General features: G+C 55.0%; 18 protein-coding genes. 7 read left to right on the forward strand and 11 right to left on the reverse strand.

Annotated elements, in window-relative coordinates:
* Nucleotides 1–96: 96 nt before the first annotated feature.
* A complete protein-coding gene (locus tag PLIM_RS18765) occupies nt 97–1,338 on the reverse strand; it encodes a hypothetical protein (protein WP_013111894.1) in 1,242 nt (413 codons plus the stop codon).
* A 240-nt stretch (nt 1,339–1,578) separates the two neighbouring features.
* Here PLIM_RS18765 and PLIM_RS18775 point away from each other — a divergent pair, with 240 nt between their 5' ends.
* The 3 genes from PLIM_RS18775 to PLIM_RS18785 all read left to right on the forward strand — a co-directional run bounded on the left by PLIM_RS18775 (nt 1,579) and on the right by PLIM_RS18785 (nt 4,551).
* Entirely contained in the window at nt 1,579–3,048 is a 1,470-nt protein-coding gene (locus PLIM_RS18775) for an MFS transporter (RefSeq protein WP_013111895.1), read from the forward strand.
* A gap of 286 nt (nt 3,049–3,334) precedes the next feature.
* Nucleotides 3,335–3,859: an adenine phosphoribosyltransferase gene (locus PLIM_RS18780; RefSeq protein ID WP_013111896.1), complete on the forward strand. Its 525-nt coding sequence runs from the start codon at nt 3,335–3,337 to the stop codon at nt 3,857–3,859.
* Nucleotides 3,860–3,975: 116 nt separating this feature from the next.
* Entirely contained in the window at nt 3,976–4,551 is a 576-nt protein-coding gene (locus tag PLIM_RS18785) for a peptidylprolyl isomerase (RefSeq protein ID WP_013111897.1), read from the forward strand.
* A gap of 327 nt (nt 4,552–4,878) precedes the next feature.
* Here PLIM_RS18785 and PLIM_RS18790 read toward each other — a convergent pair whose 3' ends face one another.
* Together PLIM_RS18790 and PLIM_RS18795 are read right to left on the reverse strand one after the other, a co-directional pair.
* Entirely contained in the window at nt 4,879–5,343 is a 465-nt protein-coding gene (locus PLIM_RS18790; RefSeq protein ID WP_013111898.1) for a hypothetical protein, read from the reverse strand.
* Nucleotides 5,333–6,442, reverse strand: a complete 1,110-nt coding sequence (locus tag PLIM_RS18795; RefSeq protein ID WP_013111899.1) for a DUF1559 domain-containing protein — start codon at nt 6,440–6,442, stop codon at nt 5,333–5,335. Before PLIM_RS18795 ends, PLIM_RS18790 begins: the two co-directional genes overlap by 11 nt.
* A 652-nt stretch (nt 6,443–7,094) precedes the next feature.
* On the opposite strand from PLIM_RS18795, the gene PLIM_RS18800 reads away from it, so the two are divergent.
* A complete protein-coding gene (locus PLIM_RS18800; protein WP_013111900.1) occupies nt 7,095–7,760 on the forward strand; it encodes an MOSC domain-containing protein in 666 nt (221 codons plus the stop codon).
* On the opposite strand, the gene PLIM_RS18805 is transcribed toward PLIM_RS18800, so the two are convergent.
* Complete coding sequence (locus tag PLIM_RS18805; protein WP_013111901.1) at nt 7,755–9,074, reverse strand: beta-ketoacyl-[acyl-carrier-protein] synthase family protein; 1,320 nt, start codon at nt 9,072–9,074, stop codon at nt 7,755–7,757. The genes PLIM_RS18800 and PLIM_RS18805 overlap by 6 nt on opposite strands.
* Before the next feature lie 287 nt (nt 9,075–9,361).
* Between PLIM_RS18805 and PLIM_RS18810 the strand changes: the two genes are divergently transcribed.
* On the forward strand, nt 9,362–10,750 hold the full coding sequence (locus PLIM_RS18810) for an ABC transporter permease (RefSeq protein WP_013111902.1): 1,389 nt from the start codon (nt 9,362–9,364) through the stop codon (nt 10,748–10,750).
* Nucleotides 10,751–11,331: 581 nt separating this feature from the next.
* Here the strand turns inward: PLIM_RS18810 and PLIM_RS18815 are convergent.
* The gene (locus tag PLIM_RS18815) at nt 11,332–11,832 is read right to left on the reverse strand and encodes a hypothetical protein (RefSeq protein WP_041402233.1); all 501 of its coding nucleotides are present in this window, start codon (nt 11,830–11,832) and stop codon (nt 11,332–11,334) included.
* 741 nt (nt 11,833–12,573) lie between these two features.
* Here PLIM_RS18815 and PLIM_RS18825 point away from each other — a divergent pair.
* Nucleotides 12,574–14,487: a sulfatase gene (locus tag PLIM_RS18825; RefSeq protein WP_013111905.1), complete on the forward strand. Its 1,914-nt coding sequence runs from the start codon at nt 12,574–12,576 to the stop codon at nt 14,485–14,487.
* 552 nt (nt 14,488–15,039) lie between these two features.
* Here the strand turns inward: PLIM_RS18825 and PLIM_RS18830 are convergent.
* From PLIM_RS18830 to PLIM_RS18850, 5 genes are all read right to left on the reverse strand, one after another.
* Nucleotides 15,040–15,828 (reverse strand): class I SAM-dependent methyltransferase, encoded by a 789-nt coding sequence (locus tag PLIM_RS18830; RefSeq protein WP_013111906.1) that lies wholly within the window; start codon nt 15,826–15,828, stop codon nt 15,040–15,042.
* Between the two features lie 124 nt (nt 15,829–15,952).
* Nucleotides 15,953–17,962 (reverse strand): alpha/beta hydrolase family protein, encoded by a 2,010-nt coding sequence (locus tag PLIM_RS18835; protein WP_013111907.1) that lies wholly within the window; start codon nt 17,960–17,962, stop codon nt 15,953–15,955.
* Nucleotides 17,963–18,023: 61 nt separating this feature from the next.
* Nucleotides 18,024–18,302, reverse strand: coding sequence for a zinc ribbon domain-containing protein (locus tag PLIM_RS18840; RefSeq protein ID WP_013111908.1), 279 nt, complete (start codon nt 18,300–18,302; stop codon nt 18,024–18,026).
* A gap of 113 nt (nt 18,303–18,415) precedes the next feature.
* Nucleotides 18,416–19,282 (reverse strand): glycerophosphodiester phosphodiesterase, encoded by an 867-nt coding sequence (locus PLIM_RS18845; protein ID WP_013111909.1) that lies wholly within the window; start codon nt 19,280–19,282, stop codon nt 18,416–18,418.
* A gap of 89 nt (nt 19,283–19,371) precedes the next feature.
* Nucleotides 19,372–19,923, reverse strand: a complete 552-nt coding sequence (locus PLIM_RS18850) for an inorganic diphosphatase (RefSeq protein ID WP_013111910.1) — start codon at nt 19,921–19,923, stop codon at nt 19,372–19,374.
* A 329-nt stretch (nt 19,924–20,252) separates the two neighbouring features.
* Here PLIM_RS18850 and PLIM_RS23270 point away from each other — a divergent pair, with 329 nt between their 5' ends.
* On the forward strand, nt 20,253–21,914 hold the full coding sequence (locus PLIM_RS23270; protein WP_013111911.1) for a serine/threonine protein kinase: 1,662 nt from the start codon (nt 20,253–20,255) through the stop codon (nt 21,912–21,914).
* Between the two features lie 26 nt (nt 21,915–21,940).
* Here the strand turns inward: PLIM_RS23270 and PLIM_RS18860 are convergent, their stop codons facing one another.
* The gene (locus tag PLIM_RS18860) at nt 21,941–23,446 is read right to left on the reverse strand and encodes an oligosaccharide flippase family protein (protein ID WP_013111912.1); all 1,506 of its coding nucleotides are present in this window, start codon (nt 23,444–23,446) and stop codon (nt 21,941–21,943) included.
* Nucleotides 23,447–23,590: the final 144 nt, after the last annotated feature.

Here is a 23,590-nt window from a genome sequence, read left to right on the forward strand (position 1 = left end):
GACTTCATATACCTGTTGTGGATAGCAACGCCGAATGTGGTGCATTCCGCTGGCGCTGCATGCACCCTACGCAAAGACTCCATCTGGCAGCGATGTTTAGAAACGAATGCCAAAACGGGCCATGAAGGTGTCAGAGAGATCGAAGTTGGGTGTGCCGTACTTGAAATCGACCTCACGTCCGAGGACCGCACCGACTTCGATGAATTTTTCGTAATAGCAGTGATCGCTGCGAATACCCAGCATCACTCGCCAATCAGTAAACTGGATCTGCTCGGCGATATCTGGCCCCTGCATCTGGATTTGATAGCTTTCTGCGTAGAAGCCACCGGAGACATAGAGCCAGTGGCTCCCATTGAGGAAATTCCCCATGAAATAACTGATTTTGCCTCGGGGGAAGAGCACCTGGAACTCCCATCGGTCACTGGGCAACCAGATCACACCGCCGTAAGGCAACAGAAAGTTATCCACACGATCCCAGTAGGTGACACCACCGACTATGGTGAATGTGGGAGATGCCTGATAGACCAGGGCGGCAGTACCATCCCAGTTAAACGCATCGGAACCGAGGCTGGCAGTCAAGTCAGAGTTGATCGAAGGATTGAAGCCCACCCGCACACCCCAGCCATTGACCGGGACGGTATCGAGTTGCATATCGAGACCAAAACGATAGACCTCACCAGGCAGGTTGGGGGAAAGTGGGCCATCCCAGAATCGCATGCCGAATTGCGGGGCGATGGAGAATAAGCCGCCCCGTCCGATGATCGTGTTGTAGCGCAATTCACTGTCGATTTCGAAGATCTGCATATCGCCGCTGGCATTCCCCCCAGTTGCATTGGCGGGAGCGAGCCACCCCAGTTCCAGGCTGGGAATCCATCCGGTGCGGAAAGGTTGCGGGCCATTGACACCAAAGACCTGGGAACCCCCGAAAGCATTCATCGAATCGGGAACGGCATTTCCTGGATATTGCAGAAAAGGATCCTGATAACCTCCTTGCGGGGCCAGATAAGGGGCCTGATCGGTAGGAACCTGATATTGAGGAGACGCCCCAGCCGGTGGAGCCCCTAAGGAAGGGTTGTAAGGTTGCTCAAACGTGGGAGAAGGGGATTGCGCTCGAATGGCCTGCTCGAATTCTTCCGAGCGATTGTAGCCAATCAGAGAAGATGTCTGATTGTTGGCATAAGTGAAGCGTGGCCCGTGTGGCAGGAAGCTCTGGGCGTGAGCCGGAACATCATGGGCGAGGCAACAGGTGCATGCCAGAACCACACCCACCAATCTCCAGGCGAATGAAGAGAGTTGGCGTGTGCCCGAAAGCATGTAGTAGTCAGGAGATCCATCCATGGCAAAGCTCCAGCAGCCACAATTCCTGCCAGTCAATTTCACTCGCATGATCCTCATGGCGGGTGGACTGGCAATTAATCCGTCACTCACGAACCATCGAGCGGGAACAGTTCGCACGAAGGCCCTTGAGAGCTGGTCAGTGGCCGCGGTGAGAATGTTGGGGAAATCGGCAATTTCGTCAACATCATTTCCGGCAAGGATTGCCGATGGCAGAATATGTGCATTTCGATAAGGAGCAAAGTGGAAGCGAGCCGGGCTGAGAATTCATCACAGCAACCTGACGATCTGCCAGTGGAGGGAAAGAGTTCTCGTTCGTCGAGGGCCATTGCACTGCTGGTGGCGGCGTGCTTTTTTATGGAGCATCTGGACAGTACGGTGATTGCCACGGCGTTGCCTCAAATGGCCATCTCGTTTGGCGAAAACCCTGTCGATCTGAACATGGGGTTGTCGGCTTACCTGTTTGCCCTGGCGATTTTTATTCCGCTCAGTGGCTGGCTGGCAGATCGACTGGGAGCGAGACGGGTCTTTGCGACGGCAATCGTCGTTTTCACTCTGGCATCGGTGCTGTGCGGGTTCAGTCAGAGTTTGTCGCAATTTACCTGTGCGCGTGTCCTGCAGGGGCTGGGTGGAGCGATGATGGTGCCCGTCGGCCGCGCGGTGGTGCTGCAGGCGACATCGAAGCAGGATCTGTTGCGTTCCATTGCCTATCTCACCTGGCCTGCGCTGTTTGGGCCATTAATCGGGCCTCCCCTGGGCGGGCTGATCACGACATATGCTTCGTGGCCATGGATTTTTTACTTGAATGTCCCCTTGGGAGTGGTGGCCTTCGCGCTGACGCTACGGATGATCCCGCCCATTCCCAGTGAGCATCAGAATCCGTTTGACCTGATGGGCTTCTGCCTGTGCGGTCTGGCGTCGTCCTGTCTGTTGTATGGCATGGAGTTGATTGGCCAGCCGGGCGAGAACTGGAGTCTGGCTGTTTCTTTGCTGATTGGCAGTCTGTTCGCGGGGAGTTTGATGATTGTCCATCTGCTGAGAACACCTCATCCACTGTTTGATCTGCGGGTCTTCTGGTATCCCACGTTTCAGGTGACGATGCTGGGGGGAGGGTTGTTCCGCATGGTGGTGGGATCGACGAGTTTTCTGTTTCCACAACTGTTTCAAGTGGGGTTTGGTTACAGCGCAGCGAAGTCAGGGTTTTTGATGCTCGCCATTTTCGCGGGAAATCTGGGGATGAAACCTGCGACGACATTCATGCTCAGGCGTTATGGGATCCGGCGCGTCTTGATCGTAAACGGCTTGATTTGTGCAGCAACACTCTGGGCCTGCACGGCAATCCAGGCCCAGACCCCGATCATGCTGATCATGGCGATTCTGTTTGCTGGCGGGCTTTCGCGTTCGATGCAGTTTACCTGCCTGAATACCCTGGCGTTCTCAGATATCCCTCCGACTTTAACCGGACAGGCCAATGTCATTTTCAGCCTGGGGCGGCAACTGCATATCGGCGTGGGGATCGCTGCCGCAGCTCTGTCACTCAGGCTTTCGTCACTCTGGACGGGATCGTCGATCGATCTGGAAACCGCCGTTCCCTCACTGATCGACTTCCAGATCACACTCGGGTTGATTGGTGGGATGGTGGTAATTTCGACGATCGACAGTTGGCGACTCGCTCACGATGCGGCGGCAGAAGTGACCGGCCATCGGATCTGACGGCTCGCCCCATACGTGCGGGCTCGCCAAATACGTTCGAGTTCTCCTCATCCCATCCTTCTCCCGTCAGAACGGGAGAAGGAGCAAAACCCTCGCCCGCGTCCTGTACCACAGGGTTCCAGACACCTCTTCTCCAGCCAGTAATTGACAAAGCACACGAGCAACGTTGTACCTCAGAGACAGCCGCGTAAGCAGGTATGCTTGCAGTGCACAGCCAGACTGCGGAAGATATTGCCAACCGATTTTCACGTCGCGATCAATTGACCTTCAGCAGCAGGTGCCACTTATGGATTTGCGGGAATACATTCGCAGCATTCCAGACTTCCCCAAACCCGGAATCCTGTTTCGCGATATCACCCCCTTACTCTCCAATCCCGATGCCTTTGGCTACGCGATTGACGAATTCAAACGCACCTTCGCACCCACTCGACCCACAGCTATTCTGGCGGCGGAATCGCGGGGCTTCCTCTTTGGGGCACCACTTGCTCTTGCTTTAGGTGCAGCCTTCATCCCCGTACGAAAGCCCGGCAAGCTCCCTTACAAAACACGCAAATTCTCCTACGACCTCGAATACGGTTCCGACTCGCTCGAAATTCACGTCGATGCCGTTGGCCAGGGGAGCCGGGTGCTGTTGATCGATGATCTGCTCGCCACCGGCGGCACCATCGAAGCCTGCGCAAAACTCGCTCAAGAAGCCGGTGCCGAAGCCGTCGGCTGTGGCTTCGTCGTCGAACTCTCTTTCCTCGATGGCCGCAAAAAGCTGGGGAACTACCCCATCAAGAGCCTCATCACTTATGATGGGGAAACCTGATCTTTTGCTACCATTCATGAACCACTGGCAACGATCAGGCCATTATGCCTCATCAACGCCGGTACAAAGTCTCTCATGTTCCTATGGATGAACCACTCTTTGAAAGGATGCTCACCATGATGAATCGTCGCGAAGCCCTGGCTACTGCCGTTGCAGCAGCCACTGTGGGATCTCACCTGTTTGCAGCGGAAGGCAAAAAATTGAGCAAGGTCTACTTTGATATCAGCATTGGCGGCAAACCCGCCGGTAAAATCGTCATGGAACTCCGTGATGACGTAGTTCCCAAGACAGCCGAAAACTTCCGCGCTCTCTGCACAGGCGAAAAAGGTTTCGGCTTCAAAGGCTCCTCCTTCCACCGCGTGATTCCCGGCTTCATGTGCCAGGGTGGTGACTTCACCAATCACAACGGCACCGGGGGCAAGTCGATCTACGGCAGCAAGTTCGCCGACGAAAACTTCCAGCTCAAGCACACCGGCCCAGGCATTCTGAGCATGGCCAATGCCGGCCCCAACACCAACGGCTCGCAGTTCTTCCTCTGCACCGAAAAGACCGAATGGCTCGACGGCAAGCACGTCGTCTTCGGCTCAGTTGTGGAAGGCATGGATGTCGTCAAGGCCATCGAAAAGGTCGGCAGCCAAAGCGGCAAGACCAGCCAGAAGGTCGAAATCACCGACTGCGGCGAAGTGAAGTAGTTTGGTGGGTGGTTGTGGGTGGATGGTTGGGATTTGCTGTTGGCTGTTGGGTATTGGGTGTTTGTCACTGATCCAGTAGGTGGCACCCCAAAGGGTGGCACGTCCCTGAGGTCCGCCGAAGGGCGTGGTCTTCATCCGACTGACTGACACCCAACCTCCTGTCAGAATTCGCTTTCACAATGCCCATCTACCCACCGACACAGCCCAAAGTCTCTTCCAGCAACGACGAAAGCAGTTATAAAAAGGCACCCGGTGTTCTATGCAACACCGGGTGCTTTCATTGAGTCTAGGATTTTACCGAAACGAAAAGACTCTCAACCAGCAACTTCATGACTCGACAGGTTCATGAGCGACCGCCTGTTGCAAAGCGCTAATAAGCGTTTGAACCGACTTCTCGTCCAGCTTTGAAGACGTTCTCAACCAATTTTCAAAGGCAGGAACCTGCTCGGACTTGGACAATGTATCCACTCGACGCAATTTTGTCAGAATGTCATCCGCGATCATTTCGAGCGTCTGCGGCGCGCTGGAAGGCCCACTGCCCCCATGCTCAACAATACCTCCTTCACGGATGGCTAATTGAGCACCCTCGGAGCTTGGCTTTTTCGTTGCCTGAAAGCGGCTGACAAACTCCTGCCCGACAACATCGAGTGTATAGGGCAATTCCTTGAGTCGATTGTTCGTCTGCTCTCCGGTGTCTGTCGAGCAACCCGAAAAGATGAATACCCAAAGGCAGAGAAATATGCCAACTGCCGCATGGCTGTGGCGGATAGTATTAAGAAAATTAGAATTCACCGAGAACCTCGTTTTCTCCCTTGGTACCCAACGCCCACCATGTCGCAAGATCTACACTGTTGGAGACAAAACGTACCGAGCCATCCATCATCGTCACATGGACGCCACCCGTATGTTCGCTGGAGGCCGTGATCCCGCCATCTCCTTCATGGCAACGAAATGTCTCCGTGCTGTAGGCGGCAATATTGACTGTATTGGGAGGGAAGAGATGGGCGTAAACATGTTTCTGCCAAGAATCGGTATACATCCATGAATGGCCCTTATAAGTTGTCCAGGAGGCGAAGTTGATTGGATTCGCTAGTCCATCCCGCACAACGTTGTCGATGTAGGCATCGTACTGCTCAATGGCTGCGGAGTTGGTGTACGAGAGATTGCGGCGCCGGTCAGTATGTGAGCTACTCGAAGCAACAAGTGATTCACTCAGCATGGCGGTGTTGGAAGTTCCGTCAGTCACGTCACGAATACGAACCACGTTGTTCGTTGTCTGCGACCAATTCGCACTAAACCCGCAGCCGGGATTCATTCGGGACATTGTGACGATCCCTTTTGACGGTGGGGGTGGGCCACCGCTTGTTGAAGGCTGGCCAGGCATCAGCAGGTTTCTTGGGCGACCAGCATTCGCCAGATAGCTGAAATTAGCAGCAGGAATCCCATCCGCCGTATTGACCATCGACTCTGACGGGCATTTGAAGGCTGGCATCTGAATTCGGGATACCCGCATCTGGTTCGTCGTTCCCGCGGCAAATTCAGACCAGCCACCGCCCGAAGAAAAATTCAACTCATTATATGCCGGAGCCTGATCGATAAACGGCAGGATGAAGCAATACCATGACTTGCCACCCGCTCGGCCATTCCCGCCGGTATAGTCACCTGCGATTCGATGCTGGTGAATCGGCGTGGTGCCGTGCGTTTCCATATAGTTGTGGAACGCCAAACCCAACTGCTTCAGATTATTACGGCATTGAGTTCTTCGCGCGGCTTCTCGCGCCTGCTGCACTGCTGGCAGCAATAGCGCAATCAGAATGGCAATGATCGCAATCACCACCAGCAACTCAATCAGCGTAAATCCAGACTTCCTCGAAGACATCAACTTCGACATAGTGACCGCCCCCTAAAATCTTGAACCATCCGGGAAAAAACGGATAAATACATACCAATGCGTATATAGGCTCATCTGACGACTAACCCTCTATAGAACGAACTGAAATGCTACAATGCACCTCATCACTGCCTAGTCCAGTTCTTCATCTCGACGAATATTCACGAAAATTTGTTCGTGCATCAAACATCGTTAGACACCTCACAAAACCAAGCACATCAGGAGGTTAAAACGATTGAATTGACCATGAGCGACAACAGGATGCACGCACACTTGCTCGCGCTCATCTTCTGCCAGATCGCACCATGCTCGGCCAACTCATTCGCTGGAACATCAGCCTCCTGGTGACTCAATCAGCATCGCGAAACCTCTTGCGTACCACTACTGGCTCGCCAGCAATGTCTTGCCCCGATCAAACTCCACACGACAGCGGGGGCACACCCTGAGGTCTTCCCCAAGGCGTGGTCTTCTTTTAACTTTCCGCCATCCCAACCGCCCAGCCACAGGTTTCGACTTTCCCACGCCATTCAAACAACGTAGCTTCAATGAACATCACCACCGCATGGGCCACACCCAACACCCAACACCCAACACCCAACACCCAACACCCAACACCCAACACCAAATACCAAATACCAAATACCCAACAACCATGCCCCTCGGTCATATCACCTCCCTGCAAGTCGGCAGACCGCAACAGCGGCCCGCGCTGAGTGACCGGCAACCCGCCTATTGGACAGGCTTCTGGAAATCTCCCGTCACAGGGCGATTACTCCTCGATGCTCATGGACTCGAAGGGGATGGTCAGGCCGATCTCATCAATCATGGCGGCACCGACAAAGCCCTCTGCATCTATGCCGCCCTGCATTACCCCGCATGGAAAACCACACTGCAGCGAGATGATTTCTCTTACGGTGCCTTTGGCGAAAATCTCACGGTCAGTGGCGAAACTCTTCATGAAGCCGAAGTCTGCGTCGGCGATCTCTGGGCCATTGGCACAGCCAGGCTCCAGGTCTCTCAACCGCGCCAACCCTGCTGGAAGCTGGGCCGCCGCTGGGAAATGACCGATCTTCCCGGCAAAGTCATTCAGACCGGCAAGACGGGCTGGTACCTGCGCGTCATTCAGCCGGGAACATTGGCTCAAGGCGATGAAATCACACTCATCGCGCGACCAGCACCTGCCTGGCCCATCAGCCGCCTGAACCAACTGATGTACCGCGAAAAGCAAAACATCAGCCTGCTCAAAGAAGCTTTGGCACTTCCGTTTCTCTCGACCAGTTGGCGCGACACCTTCATGAGCCGCCTGCATTCGTCATAAATCAGGACGCTCCAGCAGCACACCCATCAAATGCCCGCCAAAGCCACTCGACAGCTTCAAAGCCACGTTTTTTCTCATGGGCAGGGCTTCTGCCGGTAACAGATACTTCTCGAACTCGCCATCAACCTGAGTTCGGTTTGCCGTCGGTGGAACCACTCCTCGATCGAGTGCCAGCACTGTACCCACCAGTTCCACACTCCCCGCAGCCCCCAGCAGATGACCAATCGTCCCCTTGAAACTGCTCACAGGAAGTTCTTCGAGCAATGACGATCCCAGCACCTGTTGCAAGGCCATCAACTCCGTCTGATCGTTGAGCCTGGTCCCCGTTCCATGGGCATTGACATACCCCAGTTCTTGAGCGTCACAATCACCCGATTTGAGCAGATCGACAATCAGCCGCTGCAGGCTCTGCGCTTCAGGATCGGGCTGCATCAAACTGGCCGCATCCGTCAATTGCCGCCCGGCCCGCCAGCGCGCCAGAATCTTTTGCCCGCGGGCGACCGCCGACGATTCGCGCTCCAGCACCAGGCAACCAGCTCCTTCACCCACCAGAAATCCATGCCGATACTTGTCGAAAGGTCGGCATTCGATCGAACTTTGTCGGGAGTATCCTTCCGGCAGATTGCGCTGCGACGCGAGCACTCCCAACCGCTGAAATGCCGCCAGAATGAGGGGATGCAGCGAAGCATCCGCACTCCCGGTGATCACGACATCGCATAACCCTTCTTCAATCCAGCGCGCCCCCTGCATCGCAGCTGCCAGTCCTGTCGCACAGGCCGCAATGGGAGCGGAGCATGGCCCGCGTGCTTTGCAGACCGTCGCCACCAGTCGCGAAGCCTCATGCGGAAAAACCGATAAGAAAACATCTCTCTCAATCGCGCTCAGATGACGGGCCTGCTCGCGCGATAACTGCCACGCCTGGGTCGCTGCGTAAACGCCCCCTTTGCTGGTACCGAAAGCACAGCCAATCCTCACAGGCTCAAACTGCCCATCACCATCCGCACTCTCCCACGCTTCGCGGGCAGCAGCCACAGCGGCCGCTTCCAACGGATCGTGCCACGGTTCGTTCTGGCGAAAAAGCTCCTGCGGAAGATAACCACCTGTCATCGCTATAGAGGCTGGTATGTGCCGCAAGCCGCGAAAAGTTTCGCCCTCATGGCGGGTTTCGATGAGCGACTGACCCCGGATCAATCCCTGCCAGAGAGCTTCCGTCCCGGTGCCAGCTGCCGAAACAGCCCCCAATCCGGTAATGACGACACTGCTCTCACCCACGCTGACACTCTGCCTTTGCCATGAGGAATTTCCCGCCAACATGGCGGCATATTTTCCTCAACAACGTCCCGGTAAGGGTATCGCAGTCACCATCCCCGCGAAAAGCGAGTCCTCTTCCTCAGACTTCAACGCCACACATTTTGTATAGCAGTTGTTCATCAAAACCGACCTTTGAAACCTCGTTTCACGACAATTGACCTTTCGTTTCTTTCGCGATGAGAGTTACGATCGCCCTCCACGCTAGAATGTTGGAGGCCACCTGCTTCCAATACGTATGCCAGTTGACAGGCAGGCTGACGACCACATCGAAGGATCGGGAGAAGTTTGGAATGCTGCATTTCGCGTGGCAAAATCTGGCCAGTCGTCCGGCTCGTTCAATTCTCGCTCTCCTGGGCCTGACCGTCGCCATCACGGGGATGGTGGGCCTTTTCTCGATTGCTGTCGGCCTGCAACGAACTGTCGGCAGAACCTTTGATCGCATCCCGGGCTTGGCAGCCATGCAACCCGGCGCACCCATCCCCTTGTTTTCCCGCATGCCCGCCGCCTGGGCCGAAGAAATCCGCGAAGTTCCCGGCGTGAGTGTCGTCAGGCCCGAACTCTGGACCAGAGCCCAGATGGTCGATGGCAAAATGACCTTCAACCCGCCACGCTTCCTATTCGGAACCGATATCCCCACCACTCTCCAGATGAAGTCGGCCGTCTATCGCGACGACATTCAAGCCGGGCGCTTCCTGGAACTTGCCGACGTCGGCACCAACCGCTGCGTCATCAGCGAAGCCATTGCCCGCGATTCCAGCAAAAAACCAGGTGATATCATCAAAGTCGATGGCAACCTGTTGGAAGTTATTGGCGTCTACAAAACAGGTTCCATCCTGCTCGATGTGGCCATCGTCATTGATCAATCCACTCTGCGACAACTCTACCGCATGGATCCTTCGATCATCTCTTCGGTCTATATCGAACCGGTGGAAAAGATGAATCCTGACGAACTCTCCAAGGCTATTCGCGAGAAATTCCGTGGACGTTCCCTCGGCAAATGGCAACCGTCGGCTGATACCATCGCCGGCCTTTCTGGTCGAACAGAAGCGACACTCGCCGACAAGTTCGTCGCTGGCTTATCGGGGCTGTCAGATCTCGGAAAACCACGCAAACCAGCGCCGGCCAACTCGTCGACTTCTGGCGAAGTCCTTCTCGCAGGAGGTGAAAAGCCCAGCCCCGAAGACATCTCCGGCGAAAACTCTGCAGCCGACACCAGCGATGCCGAAGAAGGTCTCGAAGTTCGTTCCGCCCGTGACTGGGGCACCAAAATTCAGGAGTTCAGCTCCGACCTGGATATCTTCATGTACCTCATGAGTGGCATCGGGGTCGTGATTGCCCTGCTCAGCATTCTCAACACCATGCTCATGAGTGTCACCGAACGGATGACCGAGTTCGGCATTCTGAAAGCCAATGGCTGGTCATCGTGGGATCTTCTGCGGCTCATCGCTTACGAATCAGCGGCTCTCGGGCTGATTGGCGGGATTCTCGGCTGCACACTGGGCTGGATTGGCACACTCGTCGTCAATGCGTCCATTCCCGATAAACTCAACCTTTATGCAAGTCCCGGCCTGCTCCTCTTCAGCCTCGCTTTCAGTATGGCACTGGGTGTGCTCGGCGGACTTTACCCCGCCCTGTGGGCCACCAGACTCACACCCATGGAAGCGATCCGCCGCTCATAAAACCGTTGGGTGGCCCGACGTTGGGTGGCACGACCCTGGAGGCTTTGCGGAAGGGCGTGGTCTTTACGCCTTTTCTGAGTGAGAGTTTATGCATTGCCGGTGTGGCAGGGGTCGGATGTCTTCATCCGCCCCCTGGTCAAATCGAGTTCACCAGCACAAATGCATCTGTAGCGTTCTTCAGAACTCCGCAACATCGCCATCAACAACCAACATCAAACGACCTGGGGGCAAACGAGGACGTTTGACCCCAGCCACACAGTCTCCAGCGACCCCTGTACTCAGCACGCCGGCAAAGTTGTGTGTAATAGACAGCAGCTCTGGGCAAGCATGCCTTCGCAACCAGCACAACGCTGTTACTTCCTGGGAAACGTATCATTTCCCTCAGCCTGAAAGAAATCATCATCACCAACAAAATCGCCCGCCTGATGTGAATCATCAGGCGGGCGATCTGTTTCAAGCTCAATTCAAACGGGTGCTCTAATGACCATACTCACTCAGAGTGCCATGCTTGCGGCTCTGGGCAAGCATGTTTTGGCCATTGAACCCACCATTTAACGTCTCACTCGAGCATTACATCGGGCTTAGTCGTGATAGGTCACGGTAATCCCACGACGTGATGACGAAGTCAGTTCAACCGAGTACTTGCCGTAGTCATAAACGACCTTGTCACCACAGCGACTCACCTTGACTTCTTCTTCGCAGGCACAAGGTGGTACGCAGATCTTCACACAGACGCACTGACAGGGATTGCAGGGATCCTTGATCGACACAATTTTGGAAACTGCACATGGTGCAATGTTCCGCTCTCTGCGGTAATTCACACACTCATAGAGCACACAGGAAGTTGTGGAAACATAAGCCGCACCCGGCGAAACCACGGTTGTGGTCATGCTGTCGTAAGCCGGATCAGCCATAGGCTGCAGAGCGGTGGGCTCCTGGCCAGGAACTGGCGGAATCTGGCCGAACGAAGGGCCACCATAGACAGCCCCAGGTTGCTTCGCTTCGACAAATCCCGAAGCAGAAATCCCCAGTGCAGTGACGACTGCCAGTGCAGCCACATTGCGGATAAAACGACCCATCATTTCACTCCTTCTCCCAGTGATGTCCCTGATACGCTTTGAGTGAGGCAAGAGAACAGGTTCCAGCCCTCATCAGGCCTTTCCACACGAAAGGCTCGCTCAGTCGAACACCAGCAAGGCCCGTTGCTGACATTTCTCAATCTATCGGCGACACACCCTCGATTGATGGCAAAAATTGCCGAATGTCGCTTCGACACCTCCATGATACATGGACTTAGGGATAATGGGTAAAATTTTCCGCCGCAAGCGTCAGCAACCTGCGAGATCCCAGATCGTGAAAATGGATAATTGCGATAGATACATGGATCCGGGGTTTTGGCTGATCCAGGGGGTTCTGCGGCATCCTTGCGCGTTCAAAGAATCTCGATTGCTCATGACAGTTCGTTCGTCCCCGGGTCGTTTGTGAACCTCTTCTTCTCAGGTTCTTCATCAAAATCAACGAAGATCTCCCGATCTTCACCAGTAGATCTCCGAGTGCCTGGCGATATCAATCGATCTTTCACTTGAGCACTGACTGAAAGTCCAGTATGACAATGAGCACGATGATTTGTGAAATGGACTGTCACTGCGCCCGATGGCAGGCCTCCACGAATCATTTCAGGTTTGAGACAAACTGATCCTGAATTGAACGGATCACTGGATTGAATCAGGATTCCAGCGGCTCGCCAGACCGCAGACCTGTATTTTGACCTGAGCATGACCACCACAGAAAACCACCGATGATCGGATAGAAGCGGGCGCTCGATGTTGCCGGATCGCCAAGCGTACTTGAATCAGCGTCGCCTCACTCGCATTGTCTCGGGGCTTTGCCTGCTCTTTGCCTGCCTGATCTGGATCCTCACAACCAGCCCGACACCTGTCGTACTCGCACAAATCACTCCGGAAACGAGTGTTGACACCACCTCGGCAGCCCTCGCCGACCGCCCCAACATCATCGTCATCATGGTCGATGACCTCGGCTGGCGAGACACTTCCATCTACGGCAGCAAGTCGTCCCGCACTCCTCACATCGATGCCCTCGCCGCTCGCGGCGTCATCTTCACTCAAGCCTACTCGAGCAGTTCGCTCGATGAACCCAGCCGGGCCAGCCTCCTCACTGGAAAATGGCCCGCACGTCTGAAGCTGACTCAATCGCGGGAACTCAACCCGGGCGAAATTCTCGAACCCTCTTTGCCACAAACCGCCCTTTCCCATATCTCGATGATCACCCCGACATCACGCACTCAACTCCCTGGCGATGAACTCACTGCAGCAGAAATTCTCCAAAACGCAGGCTATGCCACCGCTTTCATGGGCGAATGGAACCTGGGCGAAAACGCTTCTCAGCCAGAAAATCAGGGCTTCTCTCACGTTGTCTGCAGTTCGCCGCTTACCAGTCAGCCGCAGTTCGCCGGTCAACATGCTGATGATCTGCTGACACAACAGGCCATCAACTGGATGGAAACCAATTCAAAGGAACCGTTCTTTCTGAATCTGTGGTATCAATCAGTCGGTGCACCTTTTCAAGCTCCATCTGGGGATATACAGCAGGCACGCACATTGGCAGACCCCTCTCAAGATCCACAGCAGGCCCCGGTCATGGCCGCCATGATCGCGGCACTCGACCAGCGCGTCGGCCTCATTGTCGCCGCACTGGAGCGACTCCAGCTCACGCAGCGCACCATCATCGTTTTCACCTCCGATAACGGTGGCAACATGACCGACACGATCGAAGGCGACCTCCTCACCAGCAATCGACCGCTCCGTGGTGGCAAAGGCTCGATGTATGAAGGGGGCAGTCGGGTCCCTCTCATCGTCGTCTGGCCTGGCGTCGCCACTCCTGCTCGCAGCTGCGACGACGCCGTCAGTGCTGTGGATCTCCTCCCGACCCTGGTCGATATGGCGCGCGGCACCATCCCCGCAGGTCATCAGATTGACGGCGTCAGTCTGAAACCCGCACTCACAGGGGCCACAGGTTTTGATCGAGGTGCCATCTTTCATCACTACCCGCACTACAACCCAACGACAGGAACCACACCTGCGATCTCTGTTCGCAGTGAAAACATGAAGCTCATTCGCTTCTTCGGTGGTCATGTCACCCAGACAGACCGCATTGAAGTCTACGACCTGCAGAATGATCCCGGCGAGCGCATCAACCTCGCACGTTCACGCCGGGATGAAATCGTACGCCTGACGAACCTCATCCAGAACTTTCTCATAGAAACCCGCGCATTGGTTCCACAGAAAAATCCGAACTTTGAAAGACCGCAACAAGGCTGGGCGACTGGTGCCGATGCCGAAGTCGAAGATGGCGAGCTAGTCCTCAAACGTTCCGGAGATCGACCCATTCTCTTTGAAACCTACGATGTACCGCATGTGAATCGGCAACTGCGCCTTCGCCTGCCACTCAAGACCTCGTCCCGCATGGAAGGGCGTGTCATGTGGTCAACTGCCAGCGAGCCAAGCTTTACGCAAAACCGGCAGGCCAAATTTGCAGCCACACAGACAGGTGAATGGGAAACTCACGAGATCACCTTGCCAGTTCAAGACCTGCTCACCGGGATCCGCATCGAGTTCGGTCGAGGAAATAGCGACCTCTCTCTCGGCTGGATCCGGGCCGAACTGATCGATGGCAACCTCGTTAAAGAATGGCAATTCGGCGAAGTCGAATCTGAGTAATCATCGCATTCCACGCCACCACACTTCATTCTGCCATCGGGTACTTGTGTGCCATGCTTGCAGCTCTGGGCAAGCATGCCTCCAAGGATGACGGGTAGCCCGGCCAACTCGTGGCCGGGTCATCGTACTTAGTGCGATGACAAGAAGCCGCGCCATGCGCGTGTCACGCCATCACTCTTGTCTCGCCCTTGGGTGGCACGACCCTGGAGCCACAAAAATCAAAACTGTGCGAAAGGGCGTGGTCTTTACCCCTTTTCTGAGTGAGAGTTTATGCATTGCCAGGGTGGCAGGGGTCGGATGTCTTCATCCGCCCCCTCTTCAAATCGAGTTCACCAGCACCAATGCATCTGTAGCGTTCTTCAGAACTCCCCAACATCGCCATAAACAACCAGCGTCAAGAAACCTGGGGGCAAACGAAGACGTTTGACCCCAGCCACCCAGCCTCCAGCCACATACCAAAAAGCACACAATCAACGTTGTGTGTCATAAACAGTAGCTCCAAGCAAGTATGCTGATCAACCCTCAACACGCCATTGATTTCTGGTATGCGTTTTAGAGATGCTTCTTCAGAATAAAGATTCCTTCGCCCTCACCTTTGGTCGACTTTCGATGCAGATAGAACTCGACATCAAAAGGGAACTTGAGTTCCATCTGCAGGGCACTCAGCCACGCCCACATCCCCCGCTGTGACCAGCAGTGATAATGAATGTTGAATTCAGTTCGAATCAGATGTTCGACGTGCGCTGCAAGAGCCGCTGGTTCTGTCACCTGATCGACGAGCTGGGCATACTCGACAAAGTGGTCGCGTCGCGACCAAGCCGGGCCTTCCCGATAGTCGCGTAGCAGATGCTCGACAGTTGTCTCTGGCCGATGCCGATCAAACGTGCCCCGCATATCCGGGATCGTCAGATAAATCACGCCCCCTGGTTTCACGACGCGCAAGAAGTTTTCGATCACCGAGACCGGGTCTTCGGCATGCTCAATCATGTGGTTGGCAATCACAAAATCCTGCGATGTATTCGCCAACGTCGCCAGCGTCTCACCATTGTCGATAATCGCCGGGCGTACGATCCCTTTATTAGCCATGGTTGGATAGGCGCGAATCAGATCGTCATACGACATCCGATCCACATAGGTCACGCGGGCAGCGGCTGGCACCTTGAGGGGATTATGCAAAGCACCAATCTCTATCCCTTCGCCACACAGGTACTCTTCGGCCACTCCCCGCCGGCCAAACAGCCGGGTTGATCCCGCCGCAGATCCCCATGACCTGGCAGAACCCAATGATCGGATTGAACCCTGTGGCCCAGTCAGACGATTCCATAAAGTGCCCAGACCCATGCTTGCCATCCCTTCCCTGAAGACAGACTTCATGGGAGGAACTGTAGCTCTGAACAGACTTTTTCGGCAAGGTGGGTTTTCAACGGTCAGCCATCCGGACGAGTCGATGGAAAACAAACATCCGTCACTTCCCTTTGCGGTCCGCCTCCTCCTGCTGCAACGATTTCCTGATCGCCTCGTTGAAAGCTTTCTCATGCTCAGCAGGTGCGAGAGCAGAGTTAGACATCCGGTTCTTGGAATACTTGCCACCTTCCCAGCGCAGATTGCGGATCTCGCGCGGCCCCTCCCAGGGCTTGGCGTCCACTTTGACCAATTGCCCGGATCTGGTCGTCTGTCCGGCAGGACTGATGCTCAACTCACAGACCGTCTGCCAGTCCGTTATTAGCGTCGAGAATTTCGGGTCAGTGACCGCCAGTTCCTCCAGACTCACCACAACCGTCTGCCAGTCGGTCGATCCCTTCAGTGGCTTGATCACGCTGTAACTTACAGCGGGCTTGCCCGGCTCATAAGCGCCCCACTCGTTGCAGTGCACACTCACGACCAGCGAGTTATCTGTGTGGCAACGGATGTCGAACATCAGCCTGGCACCATTCGGACCACGCCATTTGACATCCTTCAGCTTACGCGTCGAGGCGCTCCAGAGCGGCAGATGGTCCCAGTTGATCTGATACCAGTCGTGCCACCCGCGTGCTCCATCATCAATCAGGCGTTCCGGAGAGTCCGTCACCATCACACCAGCCGCTTTCATTTCAGCAGAGGCCCTGGAAAGGACCCGCGAACTCAGCTTGTAGGTATCGGACAGTTGGTATTTCCTGGAGACCGTGCGATAGCGGCCGGGCAACTCATACGTCACATCCGCATAGACGAAGAGGGGCTGGTCCAGACTCATCACGGGACACCTGCCCTGCCATTGCACGCCATTTTTCTCGGCCTTTCCATCTCGCCAGAACCGTGTCAGTTCGTGTGGATCGATCGCATAGTAGATGGCCACATTCAGCACCGCTTGCGATCCATCAGGCACAACCGTAACCAGCGGTACGCCATCCTGGGTCTTCAACTGCAATTCGATTTGGGGCGTTTCCGGCATTTGGAAGGCACCCTTCAAGTGCTCCTCAAACCACAGGAACTGTGTGACTTCATGTTCTTTGGTGTGGCGGTGATTGAAATGTGGCGAAATGCTCAGGCGGAACCGCTCATCAGGAACCTCTCGCCAGTTCCAGGCCATGTTGTCAATATGTGCATGGAAGTCGTTGGTCGGCGAAAGCCACAGCACCGGACATGTCAGTCGCGGGATGTAGGCGTTGTCCGAAACGCACGCGAGTTTCATCGCTGATAGTTTCGTTTTCAGCCCTCCCGGCACGTCAATCTGCAACTCGGTGAGATCACCCGCACCACCACAAGAGGGCACAGCCACCCGCACACGCTTGTCGATGGCCGCAAGATTCGTCGTGAGCTTGCCGCCCATGGAATGCCCGTAAACTCCAATCAGCGAACCATCCACCTCTGGTTGTGATTCGAGGAACGTGATCGCACGCCTGGCAGCCATCAACACCAGGAACCAGTTGCTATTCCGCGGCGATACCACCGCATCGAGCGTGTATTCGTCAGGCGTCAACTCACTCACAAAGTGATTCGCTTTGTTCCGCTGCGGCGGGTGCGTGGCGTCAAGTCGACCCCAATCGGTTTGAGGCCCCTCATACTTCACGACCGCTCGGCCAAAGTTCAAGGGGTTGCCTCCCCAGTTAATCGACATGCTCGCGTAACCGCGCACGGTATCTTTCAGCACGCTATCAAAGCCGGCCGATTGTCCCCCGCCATGAATCGAGAGCAGTGCCGGTAACTTCTGCCCTCCCTGAGGAAATGCATAAAACGCCGCGACTTTTGCCGGTGCACCTTTGAAAACACCCACTTGAAATCGCACCAGACGACACACCGCGCCATCCTGCTCCCATTCCCTGAGAACCTCGACTTCCAAGGGCTCGTTGCGAGGATCGAAGTCTGCCCAGAGTTCATCCAGATTGGCGGGCACTCTTCCATTGACAAGTGGCGGCAACGTCTCGGCCTGAATAGCCGTCGATAACAAAGAGTTCGCAAACACCAAAAGGCTAAATAGATAGAACAGCAAGGATTTCATGGATGCTCCGCTCAGGCTGGATAATTCCAAATGTTCTCAGCACGCACTCAGGCCATCGCTGCTACCACCTCAAACTCAAGAGCAACATCGTGAACAGCAAGAGCCCCACGATGGCATAGACCCACCAGCTTTTCGCAAAAGGGCTCCCCGAACGACTGATGTATTCACCACAGAACGGGCAACGAACCGCATCCTCGTAAACATCGGCCCGGCAATGCGGACACTCCATGTACTCAGGTTCTTCGTCATCCACCTGATCATAAGTGTCGTCTTCGTAAGACCAGTCCTTGGGCTTCTTCCCCTTCTTCCACCAGTCGTCATCATCTTCTGCAATGCTCATGATGCACTCGGGAATCAGGAACGTGACATGTTGGTCTTATCCGCATCAGGTTGCGTAGGGTGTCATGGAGTTCTTACGGAATGCACCATCTTTATCTTACAACACCCCAGTGATCACTTCACAGCAGGTTTTGCCAGTTCTGCACGCAGAAATGCCGGTCGATTGGTGGTAATACTGTCCACTCCCGCTTCACACATGGCCCGCGCCAACTCAGGATCATCCACTGTCCAGACATGCATTACGAGACCCGCCTGACGAATGGTCTCGACAAACTTCCGGTCGATATCGGTGGTCGCCGAAAGATCGACACCGTGGACGCCCAGACGTCTGGCTGTCTGAGCAAGCTCTTCAGCCGTCGGTGGTGTTTTATCACCACTTTTCGGCTTCTTGATGTCAGCGAGAAAATACACCTGATGCTCAGGAATCTGCTCGCGGACAGCCTGACAGACCGCAGCCTGAAAACAGATCACGACGATCGCTTCGGGTGGCTGCCCTGACTTCGAAAACTCCTGCTTCAAGTAAGGCACAATCTCTGGCCCGCACTTCACCTCCACCAGCATGCGTTTGCCTTGCGGAATGCTCGCCAATGCTTCAGCCAGTCGAGGAATCTTCGTCCCTGCATACTTCGGAGATTTCCAGGCACCGGCATCCTGTGTCGAAAGCTCTGCCCACGTCTGCTCCGCCACCGGTCGATCAACTCCGGTTGTCCGTTTGGTCGTCTTGTCGTGCAGCAGCACAACTTCTCGATCTTTGCTCAAGTAAACATCGATCTCGACCAGATCAGCGCCTTGTTCCCACCCGAGCAGCACAGCCGGCATCGTGTTTTCCGGAGCATCGTGCGAAGCACCGCGATGAGCCACAATCTCCACTCTTCGCATGGTGCGAGTTTCCTCACTCTGCAGATTTGCCCCGTAGAAACATGCACCACAAAACCAGGCCAGAGCGAACAGCACCAGCCCCACATTTCGACTTGCAGACACAGACCTTCCCCTCAGTGAGAGTGCAAACTCAGCGAGTCGACGCAGAAATCGACCTGAGCCGATCAGTCGTCCTTTGACCTAGCTGCGTTCTACTTGGCTTCACGAAAACCCCTGCGACGTTCCAGACTGTACCTTTCCAGCGCTTCGCGAATAATCGGGAAGCAGGTTTCGGCACTGGTCAGATCATCAACTTCGACCTGCTTTCCTTCCAGCATTTTATAATCCTGAAAGAAGCGGCGAATCATCGCCAGCCGATGAGGTGGCAACTCACTCGCTTCATGGAACGAGTTGAATTCCGGGTCATGCGTCGCCACAGCCAGAATCTTATGATCCCGCTTGCCGCAGTCGATCATCGTCATCAGACCAATCGCCCGCGCTTCAACCAGCGTCAGCGGATCAACCGGCTCCTGACACAGCACCAGCACATCCAGCGGGTCGTCATCCTCAGCCATGGTCTGCGGAATAAAACCATAGTTGGCAGGGTAGTACACAGCCGAGTGCAGCATGCGATCCAGTCGCAGCATGCCGGTCTCCTTATCCAGCTCGTACTTGACGCTGGAACCCCGGGGGATCTCAATAATGGCGGTGAACTCTGAAGGAAGATCTTCACCAGGTGTTACGTCATGCCAGGCGTGAGTCATTCACGCAGCTCCTGTTAGCTGTTTCTAAAAACGATTCGGAAAGGGAGCCGCAAATCAACTGCGAGCACACACCATAAGTCTACCGCACAGAGAACGGCAGTGCACGATGGGTCTGCTCACAGTTTCAAGAATTTCCATCCTTGAGACAGTCACCCATTTCACCCATGACAGAGCCGCTGGTGGATGATTATCCTCAAGCTATCGATTTCAGTGGTAAACGACTCCAAACCACACAAATCTCATCCATTCCTTAGAATTAACTCTTTAGCGATCGTTTTCAGTCACTTCTCATAAAATTTCTTCCATCACCTCATAAGCAAATCCTTCGCATGCTCCCGGATCGCATTGGCAATTACATTATCGAGCGGCAACTCGGCTCTGGAGGCATGGGGAACGTCTATCTCGGACGTGACGATGCCACCGGAGCCTTCGCCGCCATTAAAGAATTGCCCGCTTCATTGGCTCGCGAAGAAGGTTTCGTCGCCAGGTTCCATCGCGAAATCGAAGTCCTCCGCTCACTCAATCATCCCCAGATCGTTCGCCTTTACGGCTGCGGAACTGATCGCGAGACCCACTACTACGCCATGGAGTATGTCGAAGGCGAGACTCTCACCCAACGCCTCAAACGCGAAAAGCGCATCCCGTGGCGCGAAGTGGTTTCACTTGGCATTCTCATTTGCGGTGCTCTCAAAGCTGCCCACGATATCGGCGTCATCCATCGCGATCTCAAACCGTCAAACCTCCTCCTTACCCCCGATGGGAAAGTCAAACTCACCGATTTCGGCGTCGCTCAAGTCTTTGCCAGTGGCAAACTCACAGCCACCGGCGGCGTCATCGGCACAGCCGAATATATGTCCCCCGAACAAGCCCAGGGGGCCAGATCATCCCGCCGCAGTGACCTCTATTCACTGGGCTCTGTCTTCTATGTCATGCTCGTCGGTAAACCCCCGTTTCAAGGGAGCAGTGCCGCCGAGATTCTCAACAAACATCGCTTCGGCCAGTTCGATAAGCCGAAATCCTTCCTCCCTGAGCTGCCCAGCCTCGTGGATGAAATCGTCTGTCAGTTACTCGAAAAAGATCCTTCCAAACGTCCGCCAGATGCCTATGTCCTCGGGAAAAAGCTGCAGGAAATCCAAAGGCGCGTCGACTTCCAGATCGAAGCCGCTCAAGGGACATACCACTCCCGGCTCGAAGGGGGAGAAACCACCTCACGTCAACCCGCAGGAAGTCCCTCCAGCGATTTTCCACCGATCGAACTCGGCCCCACGTTCGTTCGTGATCTCGTTCGCGCCGAAATCGATCTGCAGAATCGCCAGAGTCTCTTCTCACGAATTCTCAACAACACTTACGTCCTCCTGATTCTGTTTGCTTTAGTGACAGGAGGTGGCGTTTATCTGTTCCTCAACACCGGTATTGAGCCCGAAGAACAGTTCGAGATTGCCAAAGATCTGCTCGAAGGCCCGCCGGGCCCCGCTTGGTTCCGTGCCCGCGACCAGTATCTCATTCCTCTGCTGCAATCCGATCCGGTCCGCTGGCGCGATCAGGTGGAGCCTTACCTGCAAAAGATCGAGGTCTACCAGATCGAGTCGACCATTCTGCCCTCACGACGCAGGGATCGCATTGATCCGCCCGCTTCGGAACCCGAGCGACTTTTGCGCCTGGCCCGCGCTCAACTCGATGCCGGAGATGTCCCCGCCGCCAAAAAGACCTTTGAATCTTTGCGCGTGCTGCTCGAAGGGAATGGCCAGTACGAGGTGCTCAAAACGATTGTCAATAATCAGATCGAAGCTCTCGAAAGAGAGCAGGTCTCACGAGCCGAACGGGATGCCTTCATACAGACATCCTTTGAGCGAGCCGAGAAATTTCAGTCCGAAGGGAAACTCGAAAATGCCCGCCAGATCTGGCAGGGGATCATCGCTCTCTACCAGGACGACCCCACCGCCACTCATTGGGTCGAACAGGCCAAATCCCTGCTGAATAGCTCGCCTTAAAGCTTCTTTTTCTTGAAGAAGAAACTCTAAGCTTCCTGGCGTCGTATTATTCCAGGCCACCAGTTCCCCGGTGGATTGTGGACCAGCAACCAGGTCACACCCAGCACCGCACCACCACCGGCACTCACACCCACCAGCGCCAGCCAACTGCCATGAGCCCATGGTTGCGGGCTGATCAGCAGGCAATATCCCGCCAGAGCTGCCAGTGGCACCAGTTGAGGACGTATCGCATCGCTCATCAGCCGCCAACCGCTGATCCCGAGAATCGACAAGCCGAAAGGCAACAGAACTCCCGCTTCGAGAATCACAGCCGGTACCAGCGTCCCGATGGCCACACCCACACGCCCCAGCATTAAGCCCAGCCCCAGACTGATCACCAGATTGGCAATCGCTTCGGCAAAATAGATCATCGCCGGGAATCGAATCGTCCCCTGAGCCAGCAGGAACGATCGCAATAGATTGCAGGGCAATGTCACCACAGTCGCTGCGAGCAGAATCACCAGCAGTCGATGAGATTCTTCATAGCCGGCACCCACCCATAACGTAATCAGGTCGCCACCAAAGAAGTACGCCCCCAGATTGATCCCGGCTGCCAGCAGAAACGTAATCCCGATCGCCTGCAAAAAGAGTTTGTGGAGCTTCCCGCGATCTGCCGAACTTTGCATGGCCCCCGCTGTGGGCATACAGATAAAAGCCACCTTTTCAATCGGCTGACGGATGAACTGCACCAGTCGCAAAGCGATATAGTAGGGCACAATCGCCTCGGCCCCCATCAGGAAGCCAATGACAATACTATCCGTCGCATAGATCAGGCTCTGGGCAAAATTGTTCAGCAAAGCCATTGAACTGAACGAAGTACATTCTTTGAGTACCGAATATTTCCAGTGCGACCATCGAATCTGCAGCTCCGGGAGAGCTTTCCACGAGAGGTACATGAAGGCACTGTTTTCGAGAATCGTAATGATCATGTAGATCAGGGCCATCGTCAGCAGCCCCCATTCGCGATGCAGAAACACGAATATCAGCGCGACGCGCACCAGATCGAACACAATCCCGACCGTCCGTTCGAGATCAAACCGGCGGACTCCCATCAGCACACCGCCAAAAATACTCCCCAGGAGAGACATCGCCAGGTTCAGCCCGAGTATCACGACAACCAGCTGAATCTCCAGCAACTCCTGTCCCTTCCAGGGGCTCATCCAGGGCAACAAGAGAGCAATCCCCACTGACAGCAGAAACGCAAACGCCGCCCCCAGCGAATAGACAGAGGCCACAATCGTGACGACTTCATTGAGGCCCTTGGTGTTTCCTTCACTGTGATACTTGGCCACATACCGGCAAATGGTCTCACCCATCCCCATGTACAACAGGCCGCCATACGCCACAAAAGAATTGATGAACACCCACTGCCCATACGAGGCATCGCCCAGCACATGCATCACGTACGGCATCAGGAAAAAGCCGGTTACCAATGCTGCCAGATGGGCCAGCCATGTGAAGAGCACATTGGATTTCAGACTCTGAACCGCCATCTCGCAAAAATCCTTGACCTGAACTGCAGATGTCCGCCAGGAACTCTGATCCCTGCTCTCAGCTGATCCTTGCTCCTAAAAAGGAGGATCGAAATCGATCCAGCCTCTCGCGCCAGAACACGAGACTCAAAATGGAGCACAAGA

Origin of the sequence: Planctopirus limnophila DSM 3776 (assembly GCF_000092105.1) — a bacterium.
GTDB lineage: Bacteria > Planctomycetota > Planctomycetia > Planctomycetales > Planctomycetaceae > Planctopirus > Planctopirus limnophila.